18 protein-coding genes are annotated in these 19,226 nt (G+C 44.4%); 11 read left to right on the forward strand and 7 right to left on the reverse strand.

The annotated features are described in order from the left end of the window. Nucleotides 1-79: 79 nt before the first annotated feature. On the reverse strand, nucleotides 80-1,900 hold the full coding sequence (locus ACR64G_RS00855) for an acyl-CoA dehydrogenase C-terminal domain-containing protein (RefSeq protein WP_435979686.1): 1,821 nt from the start codon (nucleotides 1,898-1,900) through the stop codon (nucleotides 80-82). Between the two features lie 513 nt (nucleotides 1,901-2,413). Further along, nucleotides 2,414-3,277: a shikimate dehydrogenase gene (gene aroE / locus ACR64G_RS00860; protein ID WP_435979687.1), complete on the reverse strand. Its 864-nt coding sequence runs from the start codon at nucleotides 3,275-3,277 to the stop codon at nucleotides 2,414-2,416. 396 nt (nucleotides 3,278-3,673) lie between these two features. On the opposite strand from aroE, the gene ACR64G_RS00865 reads away from it, so the two are divergent. Next, nucleotides 3,674-4,333 carry a hypothetical protein gene (locus tag ACR64G_RS00865; protein WP_435979688.1) on the forward strand — a complete coding sequence of 220 codons (660 nt, stop codon included), beginning with the start codon at nucleotides 3,674-3,676 and terminating at the stop codon, nucleotides 4,331-4,333. A gap of 18 nt (nucleotides 4,334-4,351) precedes the next feature. Continuing rightward, the gene (locus tag ACR64G_RS00870) at nucleotides 4,352-5,344 is read left to right on the forward strand and encodes an aminotransferase class IV (RefSeq protein WP_435979689.1); all 993 of its coding nucleotides are present in this window, start codon (nucleotides 4,352-4,354) and stop codon (nucleotides 5,342-5,344) included. 3 nt (nucleotides 5,345-5,347) lie between these two features. On the opposite strand, the gene ACR64G_RS00875 is transcribed toward ACR64G_RS00870, so the two are convergent. Next, entirely contained in the window at nucleotides 5,348-5,539 is a 192-nt protein-coding gene (locus tag ACR64G_RS00875) for a DpnD/PcfM family protein (protein WP_435979690.1), read from the reverse strand. 200 nt (nucleotides 5,540-5,739) lie between these two features. Beyond that, complete coding sequence (locus ACR64G_RS00880; RefSeq protein ID WP_435979691.1) at nucleotides 5,740-6,504, reverse strand: DpnI domain-containing protein; 765 nt, start codon at nucleotides 6,502-6,504, stop codon at nucleotides 5,740-5,742. 175 nt (nucleotides 6,505-6,679) lie between these two features. On the opposite strand from ACR64G_RS00880, the gene mltG reads away from it, so the two are divergent. After that, nucleotides 6,680-7,987, forward strand: a complete 1,308-nt coding sequence (gene mltG, locus ACR64G_RS00885) for an endolytic transglycosylase MltG (RefSeq protein WP_435979692.1) — start codon at nucleotides 6,680-6,682, stop codon at nucleotides 7,985-7,987. A 99-nt stretch (nucleotides 7,988-8,086) separates the two neighbouring features. Then, the gene (gene tmk / locus ACR64G_RS00890) at nucleotides 8,087-8,758 is read left to right on the forward strand and encodes a dTMP kinase (protein ID WP_435979693.1); all 672 of its coding nucleotides are present in this window, start codon (nucleotides 8,087-8,089) and stop codon (nucleotides 8,756-8,758) included. A gap of 99 nt (nucleotides 8,759-8,857) precedes the next feature. Here tmk and ACR64G_RS00895 read toward each other — a convergent pair whose 3' ends face one another. Further along, nucleotides 8,858-11,071, reverse strand: coding sequence for a cation:proton antiporter (locus ACR64G_RS00895; protein WP_435979694.1), 2,214 nt, complete (start codon nucleotides 11,069-11,071; stop codon nucleotides 8,858-8,860). Between the two features lie 433 nt (nucleotides 11,072-11,504). Between ACR64G_RS00895 and ACR64G_RS00900 the strand changes: the two genes are divergently transcribed. The 6 genes from ACR64G_RS00900 (at nucleotide 11,505) to ACR64G_RS00925 (ending at nucleotide 16,572) form a co-directional block, all read left to right on the forward strand. Further along, on the forward strand, nucleotides 11,505-12,971 hold the full coding sequence (locus ACR64G_RS00900) for a Do family serine endopeptidase (protein ID WP_435979695.1): 1,467 nt from the start codon (nucleotides 11,505-11,507) through the stop codon (nucleotides 12,969-12,971). 285 nt (nucleotides 12,972-13,256) lie between these two features. Continuing rightward, nucleotides 13,257-14,162 (forward strand): 4-hydroxy-tetrahydrodipicolinate synthase, encoded by a 906-nt coding sequence (gene dapA / locus ACR64G_RS00905; RefSeq protein WP_435979696.1) that lies wholly within the window; start codon nucleotides 13,257-13,259, stop codon nucleotides 14,160-14,162. Nucleotides 14,163-14,289: 127 nt separating this feature from the next. Beyond that, a complete protein-coding gene (locus tag ACR64G_RS00910) occupies nucleotides 14,290-14,610 on the forward strand; it encodes a hypothetical protein (protein ID WP_435979697.1) in 321 nt (106 codons plus the stop codon). Nucleotides 14,611-14,728: 118 nt separating this feature from the next. Then, nucleotides 14,729-15,442, forward strand: coding sequence for a phosphoribosylaminoimidazolesuccinocarboxamide synthase (gene purC / locus ACR64G_RS00915; protein WP_435979698.1), 714 nt, complete (start codon nucleotides 14,729-14,731; stop codon nucleotides 15,440-15,442). A gap of 140 nt (nucleotides 15,443-15,582) precedes the next feature. Continuing rightward, nucleotides 15,583-16,218 carry a DNA-3-methyladenine glycosylase gene (locus tag ACR64G_RS00920; protein ID WP_435979699.1) on the forward strand — a complete coding sequence of 212 codons (636 nt, stop codon included), beginning with the start codon at nucleotides 15,583-15,585 and terminating at the stop codon, nucleotides 16,216-16,218. Between the two features lie 42 nt (nucleotides 16,219-16,260). Next, nucleotides 16,261-16,572 carry an NGG1p interacting factor NIF3 gene (locus ACR64G_RS00925; RefSeq protein ID WP_435979700.1) on the forward strand — a complete coding sequence of 104 codons (312 nt, stop codon included), beginning with the start codon at nucleotides 16,261-16,263 and terminating at the stop codon, nucleotides 16,570-16,572. Between the two features lie 119 nt (nucleotides 16,573-16,691). Here the strand turns inward: ACR64G_RS00925 and ACR64G_RS00930 are convergent, their stop codons facing one another. Beyond that, nucleotides 16,692-17,339, reverse strand: a complete 648-nt coding sequence (locus ACR64G_RS00930) for a hypothetical protein (protein ID WP_435979701.1) — start codon at nucleotides 17,337-17,339, stop codon at nucleotides 16,692-16,694. Nucleotides 17,340-17,600: 261 nt separating this feature from the next. Here ACR64G_RS00930 and ACR64G_RS00935 point away from each other — a divergent pair, with 261 nt between their 5' ends. Beyond that, on the forward strand, nucleotides 17,601-18,305 hold the full coding sequence (locus tag ACR64G_RS00935) for a ZIP family metal transporter (RefSeq protein ID WP_435979702.1): 705 nt from the start codon (nucleotides 17,601-17,603) through the stop codon (nucleotides 18,303-18,305). 461 nt (nucleotides 18,306-18,766) lie between these two features. Here ACR64G_RS00935 and ACR64G_RS00940 read toward each other — a convergent pair whose 3' ends face one another. After that, entirely contained in the window at nucleotides 18,767-18,970 is a 204-nt protein-coding gene (locus ACR64G_RS00940; RefSeq protein ID WP_025651848.1) for a CsbD family protein, read from the reverse strand. Between the last annotated feature and the right edge of the window lie 256 nt (nucleotides 18,971-19,226).

The following is a 19,226-nucleotide window of genomic DNA, read 5'->3' on the forward strand; positions in this document are numbered from 1 at the left end:
GAAAAGCAAAAAAAGCGCCTCAATTGAGGCGCTTTTTTGTTGGCTCTAAAACTCTATTCGCTTTGAGACTTGATTGAATTTAATCTAAAAATGCAAAGCTATCGACAGGCATTGCCATCATGCTATCGCTTGGTGCGACCATGGCTTCTGCGTGACCTGAAGTACGTGGCAATAGCTTGTCAAAGTAAAATTCAGCCGTTTGGATTTTGGCTTCATAAAACTCTGGCGCTTCAACGCCGCCGTTCTCTAACTTGTCATAAGCGACTGCGGCCATACGTGCCCAATGGTAACCCATCATCACATAGCCTGAGTACATCAAAAAGTCCTCTGATGCGGCTGAAATGATTTCACGATCTTTACGTGCCATTAGCATCAAGCGTACGGTTAGCGTATTCCACTCAGCACAAAGCTTAGTCAGTGCCCAAACGAATTTGCGCATATCTTTGTCTAGCGCATACTCACCGCACCACTTCATAATGCTTGAGGTGTAATCACGAATAATTTTGCCTTTAGATTGCAAGATAACTTTACGACCTAGTAGATCGAGCGCTTGGATACCTGTGGTGCCCTCATACATCGTCGCGATACGAGCGTCACGAGCGATGAGTTCCATGCCCCACTCTTTGATATAACCGTGACCGCCATAGACTTGCTGACCGTGTTTGGCCGCCTCAATACCTAGCTCCGTTAAGAAGCCTTTGAGGATAGGCGTATAAAAACCTAACTTGTCATCCCACTTTTCAAACTCAGCGTCGTCATCATTGGCAACGCCTTGAGCCATCTTGTCCGCATAGCGTGCTGAATGATAAATCATCGAGCGACCGCCTTCGGCAAAGGCTTTTTGGGTCAATAGCATACGACGTACGTCAGCGTGATGAATGATTGCATCCGCTACTTTTTCAGGATCTTTAGTACCTGATAGCGCGCGCATAGAACGGCGATCTTTGGCATAAGGAAGCGAGTTTTGGAACGCAAGCTCAGTGTGAGCCAAACCTTCGATACCAGTACCGATACGAGCGGTGTTCATAAAGGTGAACATGGCTTTTAGGCCGCGGTTAGGCTCACCGATAAGATAAGCAGTCGCGTCATCAAAGTTTAGGACACAAGTCGCTGATGAGTTGATACCCATTTTGTGCTCGATAGAGCCGCAGCTAACCGTGTTACGCTCGCCGACTTCACCATCTGTATTTGGCAAGAATTTTGGCACAATAAACAGTGAGATACCGCGAGTACCGCTTGGCGCATCTGGCAGGCGCGCTAGGACGATATGGACGATGTTTTCAGTTAAGTCGTGCTCGCCACTTGAGATAAAGATTTTGGTGCCGCTAAGCTTGTAGCTACCATCGTCTTGCGGAATAGCTTTTGATTTGACCTGACCCAAATCGGTACCACAATGGGGTTCAGTCAGACACATGGTACCTGCCCACGAGCCTTCGACCAATTTATGCAAATAGGTCTCTTTTTGCTCATCAGAACCGTACTGCATTATGGTGTTGATACAACCCGTTGATAGGCCTGGGTACATCGACCAAGGCCAATTAGCTGTACCGATGATCTCAGCTTTGATCAGGTTGATAGACATCGGTAAGTTCATACCGCCGTAAGCTTCAGGATAAGAGATACCTTGCCAGCCGCCTTCTACAAACTGGTTGTATGCATCTTTGAAGCCCTTTGGCGTCGTTACCACACCGTTTTCAAAATGACAGCCTTCAGCATCAGCGGGCTGATACAGAGGTGATAGGACATTTTCGGCAAAGTCAGCCATGCCTTGTAGGATCATATCGACGGTTTCAGAATCTGCATTTTCACCATTGTCTAGATCTTTGTAATGCTTCTGAAAATCGAAAACATCGTTTATCAAGAATTTAATGTCACGTAAAGGTGCTTTGTAAGTCAACATAATTAAGTCTCTTTGGTGGATTCGCTCAAATCAGCTTGATAATAAAAGCTGCTATAAAAATGAGAGGCACTATTGTCTGATAGCGCTATGATATATAAAAGAATTCTGAAGTCATTTTTTGTAAACTAACGCGCAATAAATAAGCCGTAAAAATAGCTTATAAGTAGCCAGCTACAAGGGTGTTAGTACTGACTATGACGAATACTCAATAAAAACCAGTCACTGTTAAGCCATAATCTACATTCAAATGAGCTAAAACAGGAACTGTGATGACACCAGTATAAGTCTTATCTGACAACAAATATATAATACATAACTATAATTCATATCTCAGTAGATCACGTATTCATTTAAGTTATGGTAAATAACCTATTGAACTGAAGTATAGTCTTTCTTACTCATCAAAGCCTGTGTTCAAAGTATCTTTTGAATTTTTGACCACAGCGTTTTATCGATAACTTATTGTCATCTATCTTCACGTGTTATTCATCAGAGGTCGTTATTCAGTGCTATTTATGACTTATTACCAAGGGCAAGTATAGCTTGTTCGACATTAATAGTGTGACCTGTCCAGCGCTCAAAGCTCAATGCTGCTTGATGAATAAGCATGCCATAACCCTCTGAGGTCTGAGCGCCGCGCGCCGCAAAATGCTCCAAAAACGGCAACGCTCTTCCATACATCATATCGTAAGCATAGCGAGTCTGTAGATCAGTAGAGAGTGGTAAAGTGGCATCTGTAAGACCAATGGAGGTAGCATTGATGATGATATCAAACGTACCGCGTAGATCGCTTGTGGCACAGATCTCTATGTCACAAGCACTGATCTTATCGCTGGCGGCACTCAGTTCAGTGGCGAGCGTTTGCGCTTTACTCACAGTACGATTGGCAACCGTCAGTTGCGTGATACCAGCCTCAATGAGCGGCAGTATCACCCCGCGAGCTGCGCCGCCAGCACCGATAATAGCCACGCGCGCCCCTGTTAAGACCCAGCCCAGACTGCTGATATGAGTGACAAGTCCTCGACCATCTGTATTGTCACCGTATATAGCATCAACGATAGGCGCACCGTTATCTAGCAGCGCTCGATTTAGCAGTAAAGTATTGACCGCACCTGCGATTTTGGCATGTTCTGACAAACCGCCATGCACCTGACAGTATGCATAGGCCATTTGTTTAAAAGGCACAGTAACATTAGCGCCCGCGCCGCCACCATGAAAAAAAGCTTCAATTACAGCGGTAAAGCTGCCCTCATCATCAGGACAATATTGACGCTGATAGGAGATATCGAGGGAGACTTGAGTCGCGAACACCTGATGGATTTGTGGTGATTTGCTATGTACGATGGGGCTTCCAATGACGACAAAGTGCTGAGTCATGCTAAAGTATCCTAAGCGTAAAAAGCTATGATAAGGGATAAACACATCATTAACAAATTTGTACCGACAGCGGTTATTACCTGTAACCTAAACGCTAGTCAACGCCATAGCAGTTAGGTAAACTGTGGTCACAAAGAACGATAGTCCTCTAGGCGAGGGCTACTATCAATAATGCTTAACTGATAGTGTCAAACTGATAGTGCTTGACGATTAAAAATCCCTAATGACCAAAAACTACTTGATGATTGGCGCAATTATTGCATTTACCTATCGTATTGATAATGTGATCGATACTCTTAGACCGTCTATATTAATGTGCAAGTACTGCAATATAATTTTGAGCGTTATCATCCTAGACCTTATAACAATAAGCTTTGTCACGACAAGCTTCTAAGTGTGAGTAAACAACCCATGTGGAACACCCCTTTACAGACTTTTATGGTCACTATAATGATGGCAGCTGGCCTCTCACTGAGCGCTTGCAATAGCTCTGAGCCAGAGGTGAGTGAGACCAATACCTTAGACAATAGCGAAGAACAGGTAGTTGCTGACGCTTCAGATTCTGCCAGTACTGACCTAGATGGCGCTGTGAGTGATCAAGGCACGCCTGTTGTTTACGAGGTGTCCACTTGGAACACTGATGCCGTTACTTCTTTAAAGATAAATGATCTAAAGGCGATTACTACCACTTTAGGCAGTGTGGTCACAACTGATGAGAATAGCTTGGACTACGCCAGTAATCCGGCGTCTAAATACCGCTTGATGGCTGCAGACCAGCCCTATTTGGATCTGATTGATTCGGATAAGTATCTGGAGCTTGGCTGGTACTATGCCAACCCAACAGACTCAGACGCCGAAAAAGAACTAAGCCTCAACCATGCCAAAAAATCCAATACAGTCATGCGCCAGCTGATGGGAGACGACGGCAGTAAGCTACTTGCCAATATATTAAGCGGTCAAATCATCAAAAACGAGACCATCGGTGGTCAAAAAGTTGAGCTGGCCAAATGCGAGTTTTATAGCTGTATGCTGATACTCAATAAGTCAGGCGCTTAAACTTGTGATAAATGAGCCATGAATGTTCAGTCTAACGCTTGGGTACGTCTTACGATTCAAGATGACGTAATAAGAACTGAGGACATAACGCCAGACAATCGCGGCATGGCTTATGGTGATGGGTTCTTTACCACTATGGGCGTCATGGACGGCGCGATACTTTGGCAAAACTACCATGTCGCACGCTTGATATCGCATAGCGCGGCATTAGAGCTGAGCGTAAACGCGCAAACTCTGATAGTTGAGTTACAACCTTTCGCTCAGCGTCTTAACCAAGGTATTCTCAAACTTATCATTACTCGCACGCCGCAGCACATACGCGGTTATGGCTATACGCCTGATAGCTTGGGGCAAACTTGCGCGATTTGGCTCAAATCATCCGCGCTACCGATTGCGCCTTTAGACTATCTATCACTGCTAGATGGGCGCGCTATATTTCAGCAGCCCGCTAAACGCGCTATCTGCTTATCCGCGCAACTTGCCTGCCTACCACCGCCACTCGCTGGACTCAAAACCCTCAATCGACTCGATAGTGTGCTGGCGAGTGGCGAGTTACAACGCCTGCAAGAGGGCTTGCAAGAACGTCTGCAAACACGCAAGCAAGCGCAAACCCCAAACGTCGATAACCAATGGGGTGAAGGGCTGGTACGTGATATGCGTGGTCAGTGGGTTGAGGGTACGATGAGCAATGTGTTCTATCAGCTCATAGATGCTGGCGATAAGGTAAAGATGAGCGGTGACCCAGTCGCAAATATAGCCTACTCGATAGATAACTTGACAAGCGGTCAATGGTATACGCCATCGATGATGCATTCAGGGGTTGCAGGAATTATGCGTCAAGTTATCATTGATGCCCTAGCTACGACGGGTAAGCCTGTCATCATCCGTCCGCTGCTAGATGAGGATTTGCCACAATTAAACCAGCTGTTCTTTTGCAATGCGGTACGCGGCGTTATGCCTGTGTCTGATTTGACGTTGTTAACGGGTGAGGTGGTGGCTTTATCTCTATAAATCTTACTTCTTATCAAAAATATTAAATTGGGTGTCTATTAAATCGTCGTAGTCCAGTTGGATATCTTCGTTTCTATACTTTTCTTGGGCCTCTAAAATCGCTGATGATTCCTCTTGAGCGACTACTTCTATAATAGCGCTCATCGTCTCCACTATTTCTACCTCGTAAGTGTATAAGTCTTTTTTAATCGTCATTATTTCTCTCACTTTTGCTATCAATTTGTGCTAATGATCCTAGCAAAAACCATTTGGAGAAGTGATCGCATAATGTAGAGAGATGATCGTCTTTTGTTAATCACGCTTGCGTCATGATGCTAATCGATCAATGATCACTTTCAACAAAATACGGTTAAAAGGACAGGGTCATGCGTTCAGTATATGAAAATGAAAAGCGTCTAGTATGATTTTTGATAATGTCCACGGCTTGAAAACTCGATGATGCCTTTATCACGCAAGATTTGTAGTTGCTGGCGAATTTTGGGATGGATGTGTTTGTTGTTGGGATGTTTAAGACTTAACTCATTAGCAAACGCATAAACTTGTTGGAGGGTGAATCTGTCACCCAACCTATCAATACAGTGCCAGACGTCCAACGTCCAGCCGCGTGAGGTTATCGACTGCTCCCGCAAAAACAAGGTTTTTTGAAACTGCTCAGTGACATTTTTACGAGGTATAACTTGTCTATCTTTGACCAAAAACACTTTACCAGAGTCAGGGATTTTGCGCAAATCAATATTGCAACCAACCCAGCTAGCACGCTTTGCTGTTGGCGCTAAGGGCTTACGTTTAATAATCATGTCAGGAGTAAAAAATTGCTTGGGAATAATTAAGAAGTTATTGACGGTAAATTGTGGCGAGTAAGTCAAAAAGAAAAAGCTTGGATTATCCTTACTGTTAATGCGCTCAATCATCGTGGTATAAGCGCCATCATTGACGATATTGCTCAATTTTGCCTTTTTACTTTTTAACTCATATTGCTCAGTACAATTTGTACAATAAAAATCAGCAACGGGCTTACCATTTGCAAATTCCGATAGCGGCTGGTTGTTACAGTTAGGGCAATAACTTTGCTTGGCGACCCAGTCTTCACTGAGCACTCTTATGATTTGGCTAGGTGATTTGTAGTTTTTGGCAAGACTTTGGTTAAAGTTTAGATTCATAGGAGGTTATCGTCGAAACGCTGAGAATGTCTTTATAGAAGTATAAATAAAATGATGACTAATAGGCTATATATCTTGTCTTAAACGCCAAGTTAATCCACAAGCTAAGCAAATGCCATTGAAAACCTGACGGTTCAGTGCTAAATTCTAGCAAACATCTGCCTTTAGAGTTGCCATGAGCACGCCGACACCCGAAACACCGCCTAATAAAGTCAACGACACTGATGAGACCTCATCTAACAATTCAAAAAATGACGTAGGCCATGACACTAGCACTGATAATAAGCACATCGATGCGACCGCTAGCCAGCCATTGAGTACTGAAGTCGAGGACAAGGCACCAGCGACGGATATCTCTTTGGTCAGCGGTCAAACTAAACCCCGCAAGTACAAAAAAGATAACCCCTCGTTCTTTATGCAACGTGGCTACCAGATATTACTCGTCCTTGGACTCATAGCAGCGTTTTTGCTCGTGATAGTTTATCAGACCTTGTTTGGGCGCATCACTCAGCCCGCGCAAAAGGTCACCATTGAGCAGGGCGATACTTATTATGGCTTATTGCCGCAGTGGCAACAGCAGATTCCGCTGTTTTCAGCGACGATTGGCAAGCTGTATATCAAATCACAAGTTGACGCGCCCTTGCACGCAGGGATTTATCAGCTACCTGACAACCCAACGATGGCAGAGGTGCTACAAGTACTAGAGCAAGGCGCAAAAGTGGCGATGGTCAAGGTACAAGTCATCGAAGGCAAAACCGCAAACGATCTGTATCAGAATCTACGTGACAATCCAGGCATCAAAAAAGAAGTACTTATAGCAGACGCGGACAACCAGAGCATCGCTGCGGCGCTAGATTTGGTCGGTATCTTGCCAGACTCAGTAACGTCTAGTAATGATCCTATCGTCAGCTATAATCTAGAGGGTTGGTTCACCCCAGACACCTACTACTACGGCGAGGGCGCTACGGACACGCAAGTACTCACCGATCTGTATAAGCGCCAGCAACAGGCATTGACCAAAGCGTGGGAAAACCGCGCACCGGACTTGCCTTATGAGACGCCATATCAAGCGCTGGTGATGGCCTCTATCATCGAAAAAGAAACCAGCGTGGCCGAGGAGCGTCCACTAGTTTCAGCGGTCTTTAACAACCGCTTGAAAAAAGGCATGCGCATGCAAACGGATCCGACCATTATCTATGGTATGGGTAGCCGCTATGATGGCAATATTCGCCGCGCTGACATCGATGAAAAGACAGGGTATAACACTTATCAGATTGATGGTTTGCCGCCAACGCCTATCTCTTTGCCATCGCCTACCTCTATTGAGGCGACTTTGCATCCAGCGGATAGTGAAGCTCTATACTTTGTAGCGACAGGAACGGGCGGGCACAAATTTACCAATAACTTGGCAGATCATAACCGCGCGGTACAAGAATACCTCAAAGTCATGCGTGAGAAAAAGTCACAGACGCCGCCAGAATAAAGGCGTGCGCTTGCCAATGTTACTCTATCCGGCAAGCGCCGCTTTGATGATGCGGTCAATTCTAAAGTTCGTCACTAATTTTGTAAATAAGGCTATTTTATGCCAGCACTACCAAGCAGCTCTACGCAAACGGCGTCCAATAAGGGGCGCTTTATTAGTTTTGAGGGTACTGAAGGCGTCGGTAAGACAACGGCCATTGATAATCTTTGCAATCAACTACAAACAGCGGGTATTGATCATATTCGGACCCGTGAGCCAGGGGGTAGCCCATTCGCTGAGTGCCTGCGCACTATACTCCTCGACCCTATGACCAACATTAATGATGACACCGAGCTGTTACTACTATTCGCCGCGCGCTGCGACCATATAGAGCAAGTGATTATGCCAGCGCTGGCACGCGGTACTTGGGTTATCTGCGATCGTTTTGTCGACTCGACGATGGCGTATCAAGGCTACGGCCGCACGTATGGTGAGCCGCTGGTACTCTCAAAAATAGAGCAGCTCACTGAGCAGTTTATTCCGTATTTACCAGATCTAACACTATGGCTTGATTTGCCGGTACTTGAGGGCATGGCTCGAGCAGGCAAGCGTAGCACCGCCGACCGTTTTGAGCAGCAGGCAACAGAGTTTTTTACCCGTGTGCACGAAGGGTTTACGGCTTTGGCTGCCGCGCATCCCGAGCGCATCTATCGCATAGAGGCCACTGGTAGCAGTGAAAAGGTTGGCGCGCGGGTATGGCAAGCTGTTGAGAATAAATTTGATATGGCTTAGCACATCAGCTCTCTAGTGTGCAAAACAAAGCCCCAGCACTGATTGGGTGCTGGGGCTTTTTAGCATATAGACAGTATCAATAAATGATAAATAGAGCTATTATTTATCTGACTCATTACTTAAGTCATCATCGCTATCAGGTAGACGATTGGGATCTAAATCGCCGCTCTGTGTTCTTGGCGCAGTACCGCTACCATTAACATTAGTACTATTTATCGTATTGTCTTTTACTAGCTTGGATGAATTGTCAGCCATGACGCCTTTTTCAGAACTGCTAGACGACTCTTTAATAGAGGGAGTCGCCTCTATTGTTTTAGCCTCTACTAGATTTGGCTGTGCTGCTTTATCGGGAATAGCTACTTTGTCAGTGACAGCCGTATCTTCGATAACAGACTCAGTTGCGGTCTCATCAGTCACATCGACGATCAGCTCTTTTTCTTTACGTTTTTCAGGTGCTTTATAGTCGGCTTCAAACTTGGCATCAGCATTAGCACGCGCTTGTATTTGCTTGGCGGTGACGTCGACTTCTTTTGGTTGTACCTCATCGTCGACGACTAGAGCAATCAGTTTGCGATCGCGTGCAACTACGCCGTCAAACTTGTCGGTAATGACGCTCAGCTTACCTTCTTTGTCTATCGTATATAACGGCACGAACTGCTTATTATCCGCGCGGTACTGCTCAAAGCTATAGCTGTCAGTGATATTAGTAATCTTGATACGTGCTTTTTTGGATATCATGCTAGCCAGCTTGGTATAAGTAACATCTTTGCCAAACAGCCACTGCGAGTGAAAGTTGGCCTGCTTGTCATCACGCTCGCTTTTGACTTTTTCATCACTAAATTTGAGACGATAAAGTTTACGCTCGCCAAACTCATGACGATAGTGAATCTCTGATAGCGTATTCATCTCTTTATCCATACTCATGGCAAACAGATGACCAATACCGATAAGATCTAGATGATGGTCAGCATGGTCAGAGATCGGATTACCAAAGTAAGTACGTAGGCCACTCATACGTGCTTTGGCAATAGTGGTGTAGTTGTTATGCGCGACGATAACATCGAAGCCTTGATCTTTTAAAGAGGTAGCAACGAGCAGCGCAACGGGGTTTGAGCCGACAACTAAGATGCCATTGGTCGCAGGTTCACGAACGCCAAGTAGATTGCCGACCAGTTTTGCCCCCAAGCCCTGAATCATGACCGTACCGATAATAACCATAAATACTAGCGGCACTAGTAGCTCGACGCCTTGAATGTCATATTCTTGCAAACGAATAGCAAATAAGGATGAGATGGCGGCAGCGACGATACCTCGCGGTCCGATCCAGCTGATCATCAGCTTCTCATTGGTCTTGAGATTGGAGCCGATAGACGACGCCCAAACCGATAAGGGACGCGCGATAAACATCACGATAGCGAGTAGTACTAACCCTGCAAAACCAACGCTAAGCAAGCTTGCCAGCTCGACACGCGCCGCTAGAATGATGAACAGCACTGAGATGAGTAGAACCGTCAGAGACTCGTTGAATTCTAAGATAGTATCGCGCGGGAATTTTGGCCAGTTGGCCAAGGCAACCCCAAGTACGGTAACGGTCAATAGACCAGACTCGTGTTCTAAGTGGTTGGATATCGAAAATAGCAATAGCACGTAGGCTAAGGTAAAGACGTTACGTAAAAATTCAGGCACCATGTGACGACGCATCAAAAACGCTAGGAACCAAGCCCCTGCCATACCAATAGCTGTTGCTAACACAACGATTTTGGCAAACAGCAAGATACTACTGGCTTCACCGCCTGAGATGATGTACTCATAGACCAATACCACAGCGATCGCGCCAATGGGATCAATGATGATGCCTTCCCATTTCAAGATGTTGGAGATAGTCTTGTTGGGGCGTACGCTGCGCAGTAGCGGCATAATAACGGTCGGACCCGTCACACAAACCAGCGCCCCGAATAGTAGGGCGATTAAAGGATCAACATCGAATAGTAGATACGTTGAGAGTGCAACGATAGCAATAGTGATGAGTACGCCGACGGAGACCAATAGCTGCACCACTGAGCCGTGTTGTTTGATCTCCTCGAATTCTAAAGTCAGTGACCCCTCAAATAAAATGATGGCCACGCCTAATGAGATAAAAGGGAACATCAGCTCACCCAGTACCAAATCAGGGTCGAAGTAGCCCAGTACGGGGCCTACGATAATACCTATCAATAATAAAAATAAAATGGACGGCTGCTTTAGATACCAAGCTAACCATTGGGCGGCGATGCCAAGCCCAACCACGCCAGATAATAATAGGGCGGTATCCATAAATTAATCCTTTTATAATCTTGTCCTATCACCAAACATTTGAGTGAGGTTGTAGACAGTCTCAAATGCTATATTTATAAAAACAAAAAATGCCTGTTACAACGAGTAGATACAAGCTGATACGGAAATAACAATAAAAAAAGTCAACAATAGTCAAAATAGAGACATAGCTTGGACTATCATTATCTTGCTGAGTCAATTATTGGGTTTGTTATCATATCATGATTTTATTTTTTTTATGTTGAGCGTCTTTTACGCGCTATTATCACTTGTCTGAAAAAACATGATATAAAGTAAAATACTACGCTAATGTCATAAGTTGCAGCCTACAGGCGCCTTTTAGACGGTAGCTTCAAAGCAGTAGCTGGCATAAACGTCAAACACAAAAAACGTTCTTATAACAAATACAAAACCCCTTTATCAGGAGCCTCTTATGCCTATCATCACTCAGTCCTCTGTTACCCAAGCTTCTATCAAAATGCGCCGCAAACACTGGCTACCTCGTACCACCTTGGCGCTTGCGATGAGTATGACAGCACTTGTGGGTATAAATGTAGCAACGATATCGACGGCTAAGGCTGCCGTAACGACGGCCGATTTCTCTGATCTGGTGCAACAAGTGACGCCAGGGGTGGCGCGCGTTAACGTTACCAAGACAGTCAGCGAGGCGGAATTGGCACAAGCGCAAACCGCCGAGCTACTGCGTCAGTTCTTTGGTGATCGCGTGCGCTTGCCAAACAGACCTGCGACCCCAGCGATAGAGCACGCTTATGGCACTGCCTTTTTTATTACCCCTGATGGCTATATGCTCACCAACCACCATGTGGTCGAAGGTGCTGACAAGATAACTGTGACTCTCAACGACCGTACCGAGCTGGATGCCACTTTGATCGGTAGTGATGAGCGCTCAGATGTGGCAGTTCTTAAAGTGACAGGCAAACAGTTTCCCGCACTGCCTATTGGCGACTCTAATACGATAAGGGTAGGCGAGCCGGTACTTGCTATTGGTTCTCCTTTTGGTTTTGACTATTCAGCCTCTGCTGGTATCGTGAGCGCCAAATCTCGTAGCTTTTCGCGGGAGACGAGCGTACCGTTCATTCAGACGGATGTAGCGTTGAATCCGGGCAACTCTGGGGGTCCACTGTTCAATCAGCGCGGCGAAGTAGTGGGTATCAACTCGCGCATATTTAGTGGTACTGGCGGCTATATGGGATTATCGTTCTCGATACCGATGGATGCAGCTATGGATATTTATGAGCAGCTCAAAACGAGTGGTGAGGTGGCGCGCGCTTATTTGGGTATTTATCCGCAAGACATCGATCGCAATCTAGCAGAAGCTTATAATTTGTCTCGTCCACAAGGGGCGCTATTGACCCGTATATCACCTGATTCCCCAGCACAAAAAGCGGGACTCAAAACGGGCGATATCATCCTAAAATTTAATAACACCGATATTATGCGCGCCTCAGATCTGCTCAACATGATCAATCGCGCCAGTCCTAACGAGACTTTTCGCGCGCAAATACAGCGTGATGGCAAACCGCTGATGATCAATGGTATCTTTAGTTTAGCGCCAAGTGATATACAGGCGCAGGGTCGAGACGGACAGGATAATGAGGTGCGTCTAGGTCTGCGTTTACGTGATTTGACCCCAGATGAGCAAGCAGAACTAAAGACCAATGATAAAGCGGGCATTATCGTAACTGCTATCGATCCTACAGGGCTTGCTGCTCGTTCAGGACTGATGGCAGGCGATATGGTCACTAATTTGCACCAAAAGCCTATTGCTAACGTCACCGATTTTACCAGTGCGCTGTCCTCCCTGCCCAAAAGTGGCGTCGTTACTATCGAGGTGATACGCCAAGGTATTCCTGCCATAATAGGACTACGTATTGAGTAGTGAATCCTGCCTTTGCTAAAGGCAATTGAGAGATGGTAGGCAAATTAAAATATGCTACACTAGCGCTCATTTATTATGATAAATAATGATAGCAGTTTTAGCGTGCTGATGAACGTACCTATAAGAGTACCGAGGAAGAGTACCGAGACTAACAATTAAGACCCTTGTTTATCTCTGTCATTACTTAATAATTAGACAAGGCACGCACGCTTAGCGCTTGTTTGCCACTATTAGAGCTTTAACAAAAGCCAAAATAAAGCCAATACACTATACAAAGGCGCAGTTATGAGTACAGCATACGACGATATGAAAACCCGACTACAAGGTTCAATGGTTGCCTTAGTCACACCTATGATGCCTGATGGTCAGGTAGATTATAAACGTCTGGCTACGCTTATAGACTGGCAGATTGAGCAAGGCACGCACTGCTTGGTCGCAGTAGGCACAACGGGTGAGTCGGCTACTTTGTCTATGCAAGAGCATAGCGAGGTCATTCGTTATTTTGTTCGGCATGTTAAAGACCGCGTCCCTGTGATTGCTGGCACTGGTGCTAACAATACAATTGAAGCTATTAAGCTCACCCGCGATGCCAAAGAAGCTGGCGCGGACTGTGCGCTGCTTGTAGCACCTTATTACAATAAGCCGCCACAAGAAGGTCTATATCAGCACTATAAAGCTATCGCTGAAGCTGTTGATATGCCGCAAATGCTCTACAACGTGCCTGGACGTACTGTTGTTGATATCGCCCAAGAGACGATTGAGCGTTTGGCTGATATTGATAATATCGTTGCGATAAAAGATGCGACCGGATCGGTCGGTCGCGGTGAGCAGCTCATAAAAGCCGTTGGTTCACGTCTAGTCGTCTTATCAGGTGATGACGGTACCGCGCTTGATCTGATGCGTGTAGGTGCAAAAGGTAATATCTCAGTCACCGCAAACGTCGCACCAAAAGCGATGAGCGAAACGTTTAGCGCTGCACTGCGCGGCGACTTTGAGTCTGCGATGACAGCCCATGACGTGGTCAAACATTTGCACCGTGACCTGTTCATCGAGTCAAGTCCTATCCCTGCCAAATATGCACTATACAAAATGGGCATGATAGATAAAGGCATTCGTTTGCCGCTAGTCTGGCTGGCGGATAAGCATCAGTCGACAATTGATAAAGCTTTGGTACAAGCCAATTTAGTGTAAGCGCAATATAAAAGCGTTTAAGCTGAATTTGACAATTACGTTTAACGATTATGCTTAGTATCAATCTTTAGTATTAACATTCAGCGTTTATGATTAACGCAACCGACATTACAGCAGAGACACTATTATGAAGACCTTATTTACACCTTCAAAATCTTTTGCAGCGCTATTAACCTTAGTGCTAGGTAGCACGGTAGTACTTAGCGGCTGTCAAACTGCTAAAGGCTGGTTGTCACAACGAGACAATGGTAGCTTAGAGTACCAAAACAGCCAAAAGCTAGCCCCATTAGAGCTACCAGCCGCGCAAAAGACTGCGGCGTTTATACCGCTATACCCGACTCCTAACGCTGGCGTGAACACCTTGACTTTAGAAAATGAGGCGGGTAAGCAGTATCTGCTACCCAAGCCTGAACGAGCCATTGCTGTCAGTTCTGATCCTACAAACTAATCTTTTTTATACTGCTACGGCTTTTGAAGATAATGAGAGATTTATTATTATCCGCTAAATACTGATGGCAGCTGCGCGTTTTTATTACTTTAAGCTTGAACGAACAGGAAAATCTACTATGCAAAAGCAACAACTGCTCTACAAAGGCAAAGCCAAATCTGTATATGAGACTGATGATAGTGATCTGTTGATTCTACACTTTCGTGATGATACGTCAGCCTTTGATGGCGAGCGTATAGAGCAGTTGGCACGTAAGGGTGCTGTCAATAATCGCTTCAATGCTTTTATTATGCAAAAGCTTGATGAGGCAGGTATCGAGACTCATTTTAAAGAGCACTTATCGGATAATGAGGTGCTAGTCAAGCGCCTTGATATGATTCCTGTTGAGTGTGTGGTTCGTAACTTTGCCGCTGGTAGCTTGGTACGCCGTTTGGGTATTGAGGAGGGGCAGGCACTCAATCCACCAACTTATGAGCTGTTCTACAAAGATGATGCTTTAGGTGATCCAATGGTCAATGAGTCACTATCGGTTTCTCTTGGCTGGGCGACTGAGGCGCAACTGGCCGCAATGAAAGAGCTGACTTATCAAGTTAATGATGTGCTCAAAGGCTTGTTCGATGACGGCGACTTGATGCTCGTTGATTTTAAGTTAGAATTTGGTGTATTCCATGACCGTATCGTCTTAGGTGACGAGTTCTCGCCAGATGGCTGCCGAATTTGGGATAAGACGACCAAGAAAAAGCTCGATAAAGACCGTTTTCGCCAGTCGCTTGGTGATGTTATCGAAGGCTATGAAGAAGTGGCAAAGCGTATCGGTGTACCGTCACCCTAAGCAATACGTAATTCCTAAAAAACTAAGCCTTAAGCTTGGTTTTTTTATGCAAAAAATTACTTAATAATCATTAAACGGACACGGTAGTATAAACATAACCTTTTTATAATAGAGCTCAAGTCGCCAATAAAGTGTTTATTATGTCAGAATCAACCTCATCGACTGTCCTACCTTCATCATGGTTTACTCGTCCCACATGCGTTGTCGCTGCTGACTTAGTTGGCAAAGTACTGTGCCGCACTCTAATAGATAAGGATGGCGCGCAAAAAACCTTGCGTATGCGTATCTCAGAGACTGAAGGCTATATCGGAGAGAGCGACGGCTCGGTCGCAGCGCATTTAAAAAAAGGCAAGGGCGCCTCAAATATAATGTCTCAATCAGGGGGCGTCTTTTACGTGTACCTAACGTATGGCGTTCATCATATGCTCAATCTAGTTACAGGCGCTGCAGACTCTCCTGAATCGGTGCTGATTCGTGCAGGGTTCTTGAGTACAGACAGTGATCGGCTGGCTGACGAACAAACCCTGAGCACAGACAAACAGCTCACTCACCCCAAGCAGTTCGCAGGTCCTGGTAAGCTGACCAAACGCTTACAAATAGACAAATCCCTTTATGATAAGTCTATATCTCCTGAGTCAAAGGTTTGGATCGAAGATGATGGGTGCGCGCCGCCAGTATCGCTGCGCCCGCGTATCGGTATCGACTATGCTGGAGAGGCCAAGGACTGGCTACTACGTTATGTCTGGACCGATCATCCTTCTTTATCTAAAAAGTAGCATCTATAAAATAGCTATAACACTATAAGCAGAGAAAACACTATGTATAAGCTCACCGTTTTTGTTCCTAGAGCATCGTTGGATACTGTCAAAATCGCATTGTTCGCTGCAGGGGCTGGTCGTATCGGTAACTACGAGCAGTGCTGCTGGCAAGTCGAAGGGATAGGGCAGTTTTTGCCATTGATGGGTAGCGACCCGCATATCGGTATGCAAGATACGCTAGCACAAGTCGATGAATGGCGAGTTGAGATGGTCGTCGTCGAAGATGCAATCCATAGAGTCATTGAGGCTTTAAAAGAAGCGCACCCTTACGAGACCCCAGCGTATGATGTGATTAAAGTATTAGATATATAATATTTTTATATAATCATGCTACCAAAAAAAAGTCAAATAAGACTACAAGAGACCTATTTGACCAAAGCAAGCAACTGCTGAAACTAGAAAGTGTTGTCTTTAATTGATTCTTTTTTGGCTCAATCTTTTTTGAGTTTGATAACGTCCAAGTTTGGGTAGCTCAGTTCAATCTCATAATCTTGTCCACCGCGTCTAGCCTCAATCTCAAAGATTCCGCGATTTTTCTTACTATCAAAGTCGATATCCGTCACGCTATAGCCCATTGCTCGTACTTTACGAATAGCCCGTTGCTTGATGACAGAATAGCGTGCATCTTTTTGCACTTTACCATCGTTCTTACGATTGTATTTTTTACCTTTGTTTTTTTTCTTATCCTTATAGCGATTATTATTATATTTGTCTTTGTAGTCTTTATCGTTTTGCCAACTATTAGAGCGATTCTTTTTAATAGTGCTAAGGCGTTTTAGATCGGGATAGCTATAGATAAAATCATAAAACTGATTGTTCTTTTCAGCATAGGCGACTAGCACTTGACGACCGCGATAGTTATCGCGTCTGATATCTAATACTTTGTACCCATTGCGATTAAGCTCTCGCCGTAATTGTCCATTTGCACGATTGCTATTACCATCACGGTACACAGGTTGATTGTCATAGCCTGATGTTACTGTACACCCAACGGTCGCCCCTAGCATAAAAACGGATACCGTGGTTAATAGTGCTGTTTTTATCACCGAACGTGATATTGAATGCGGTGTGGCTACCATGAGTTTTATTCCTATTATGAGTATAGTAAGTCGCTACTTAAACGATAAATGTATCATTGTGAAATGTTTTCTTACATTTAGAGCATAGAGCGCTAAAGTTTATAGTAGATGTCATTTTCGTTAGTGAGTTGTAATCGATAGAAACATCTACTTACTCATTTGTTAAAATTAAAAAACAAGAAATACCATTAAAAATGCATTTATAAATACTACTAAGACTAAGTAGTGTCTGCGTTTGACAGATAGAGGGGAGTTACCATATTGTTTGATCTTATAGTATTTTCAGGATTTGCAGGTATTACTGTGTTTGTTGGTGGATTGTTAGCTAACTTGTTCAATCATCATGTAAAAGATAGTCCTATAAAATATGAGATTATCCATACCTCAATGTCGTTTGGCGCAGGTATCATCTTATCTGCTCTAGCACTGGTGCTGGTACCTAAAGGAATGGAGGAACTGGGTGTCTGGAGCCTGATAGGGTCGTTCTTATTAGGCGCAATGATTTTTATGGTTATTGACTATAGACTGGCTAAATCAGGCAGTCAGCAAGCGACACTACTCGCTATGATGATGGATTTTGTGCCTGAATCAATCGCCTTAGGTGCTGTGTTCGCGATTGAACCGCAGATGGCGCTACTGTTAGCGGTATTTATCGGTTTACAGAATTTACCTGAGTCTTTTAATTCATTTCGAGACTTAGTGCAAAGTGGATACAGCGTCAAAAAGACGCTCATTATATTTTTTGCGCTTAGCTTTTTTGGCATCATCTCTGCGCTTATAGGACATTATTTATTAAGAGAGGAGCCTCAGCTCACAGCGCATTTAATGATCTTTGCTAGTGGAGGAATATTATATTTACTCATTCAAGACATTATTCCGGAGAGTAAACTTGATAATAACTATCTGACCTCACTTGGAGCGACGCTTGGGTTTTTAGTAGGTGTCATTGGCGAGATGATTATTTGAAGTCACTATTATATAGCTTGTAAGCATATGCTTACAGACAGTGACGCTAATACCTCTTAACAATGCGATAACAATTTGGCATTATAGTCACACGGCATTAGGGAATATGACTCAAGGATTGAGTTGACCGTATCACGGATGATCAGTTGATTATTAACGTCAGGATGACAATGATAATTGGTATAGGTATATAACCCTATGTTGATGGTAGTAATGCCAAAGATACACTGTAATGGGCAAGATGCCCAACTGTTATGACATACACTACATGGATGTAGTGAAGAAAGTGATAACAGGTGACAAGGATGGTCAACGATAAAACCGCATAGCAGTGATTTGTTATGCGGTTTTATCGTGTCTGGGGTTTGGAGATTCTATCTGATCAAAATTATAGCCCACAAAAAACCGTATTGGGCTTCAATACGGTCTTTTTCGTTCTATAGGACTATGTGACCTACAACTTAATATTTGTTTTCACGGCGCCAATCATCAACTTCTCTTTCGGCATCTTCTTTGGCATGTCCATAGCGCTCTTGTACTCGTCCAACAAGCTTGTCACGACTGCCTTCAATATGAGTCAAATCATCATCTGTTAAGTCAGCCCACTTCTGTTTGACTGAACCTTTCATTTGGTTCCATTCACCTTTTAGAGTATGTTCGTTCATTACTGTGCTCCTTTTATTTATTGATATAACGGCTTATACCGCTAGTCCTTTATTGTTTGTCACATGCTTTAGTAGTCTAAATGCAAGTAAACTCAACACTCAATAATCACTATATAAATTCCTTAATGTATTGTCTGTATAAGGAATGTTTGTAGTGTAACTTAATGATAATAAAGAATGCTTCAATGTATGTCCACTCACAATACAAGTAAGCTTAGACCAAAACGATGAGCTAATACACAAGCTGCTAAAAATG

Source organism: Psychrobacter sp. DM4 (genome assembly GCF_051307035.1).
In the GTDB taxonomy this organism is placed as follows: domain Bacteria; phylum Pseudomonadota; class Gammaproteobacteria; order Pseudomonadales; family Moraxellaceae; genus Psychrobacter.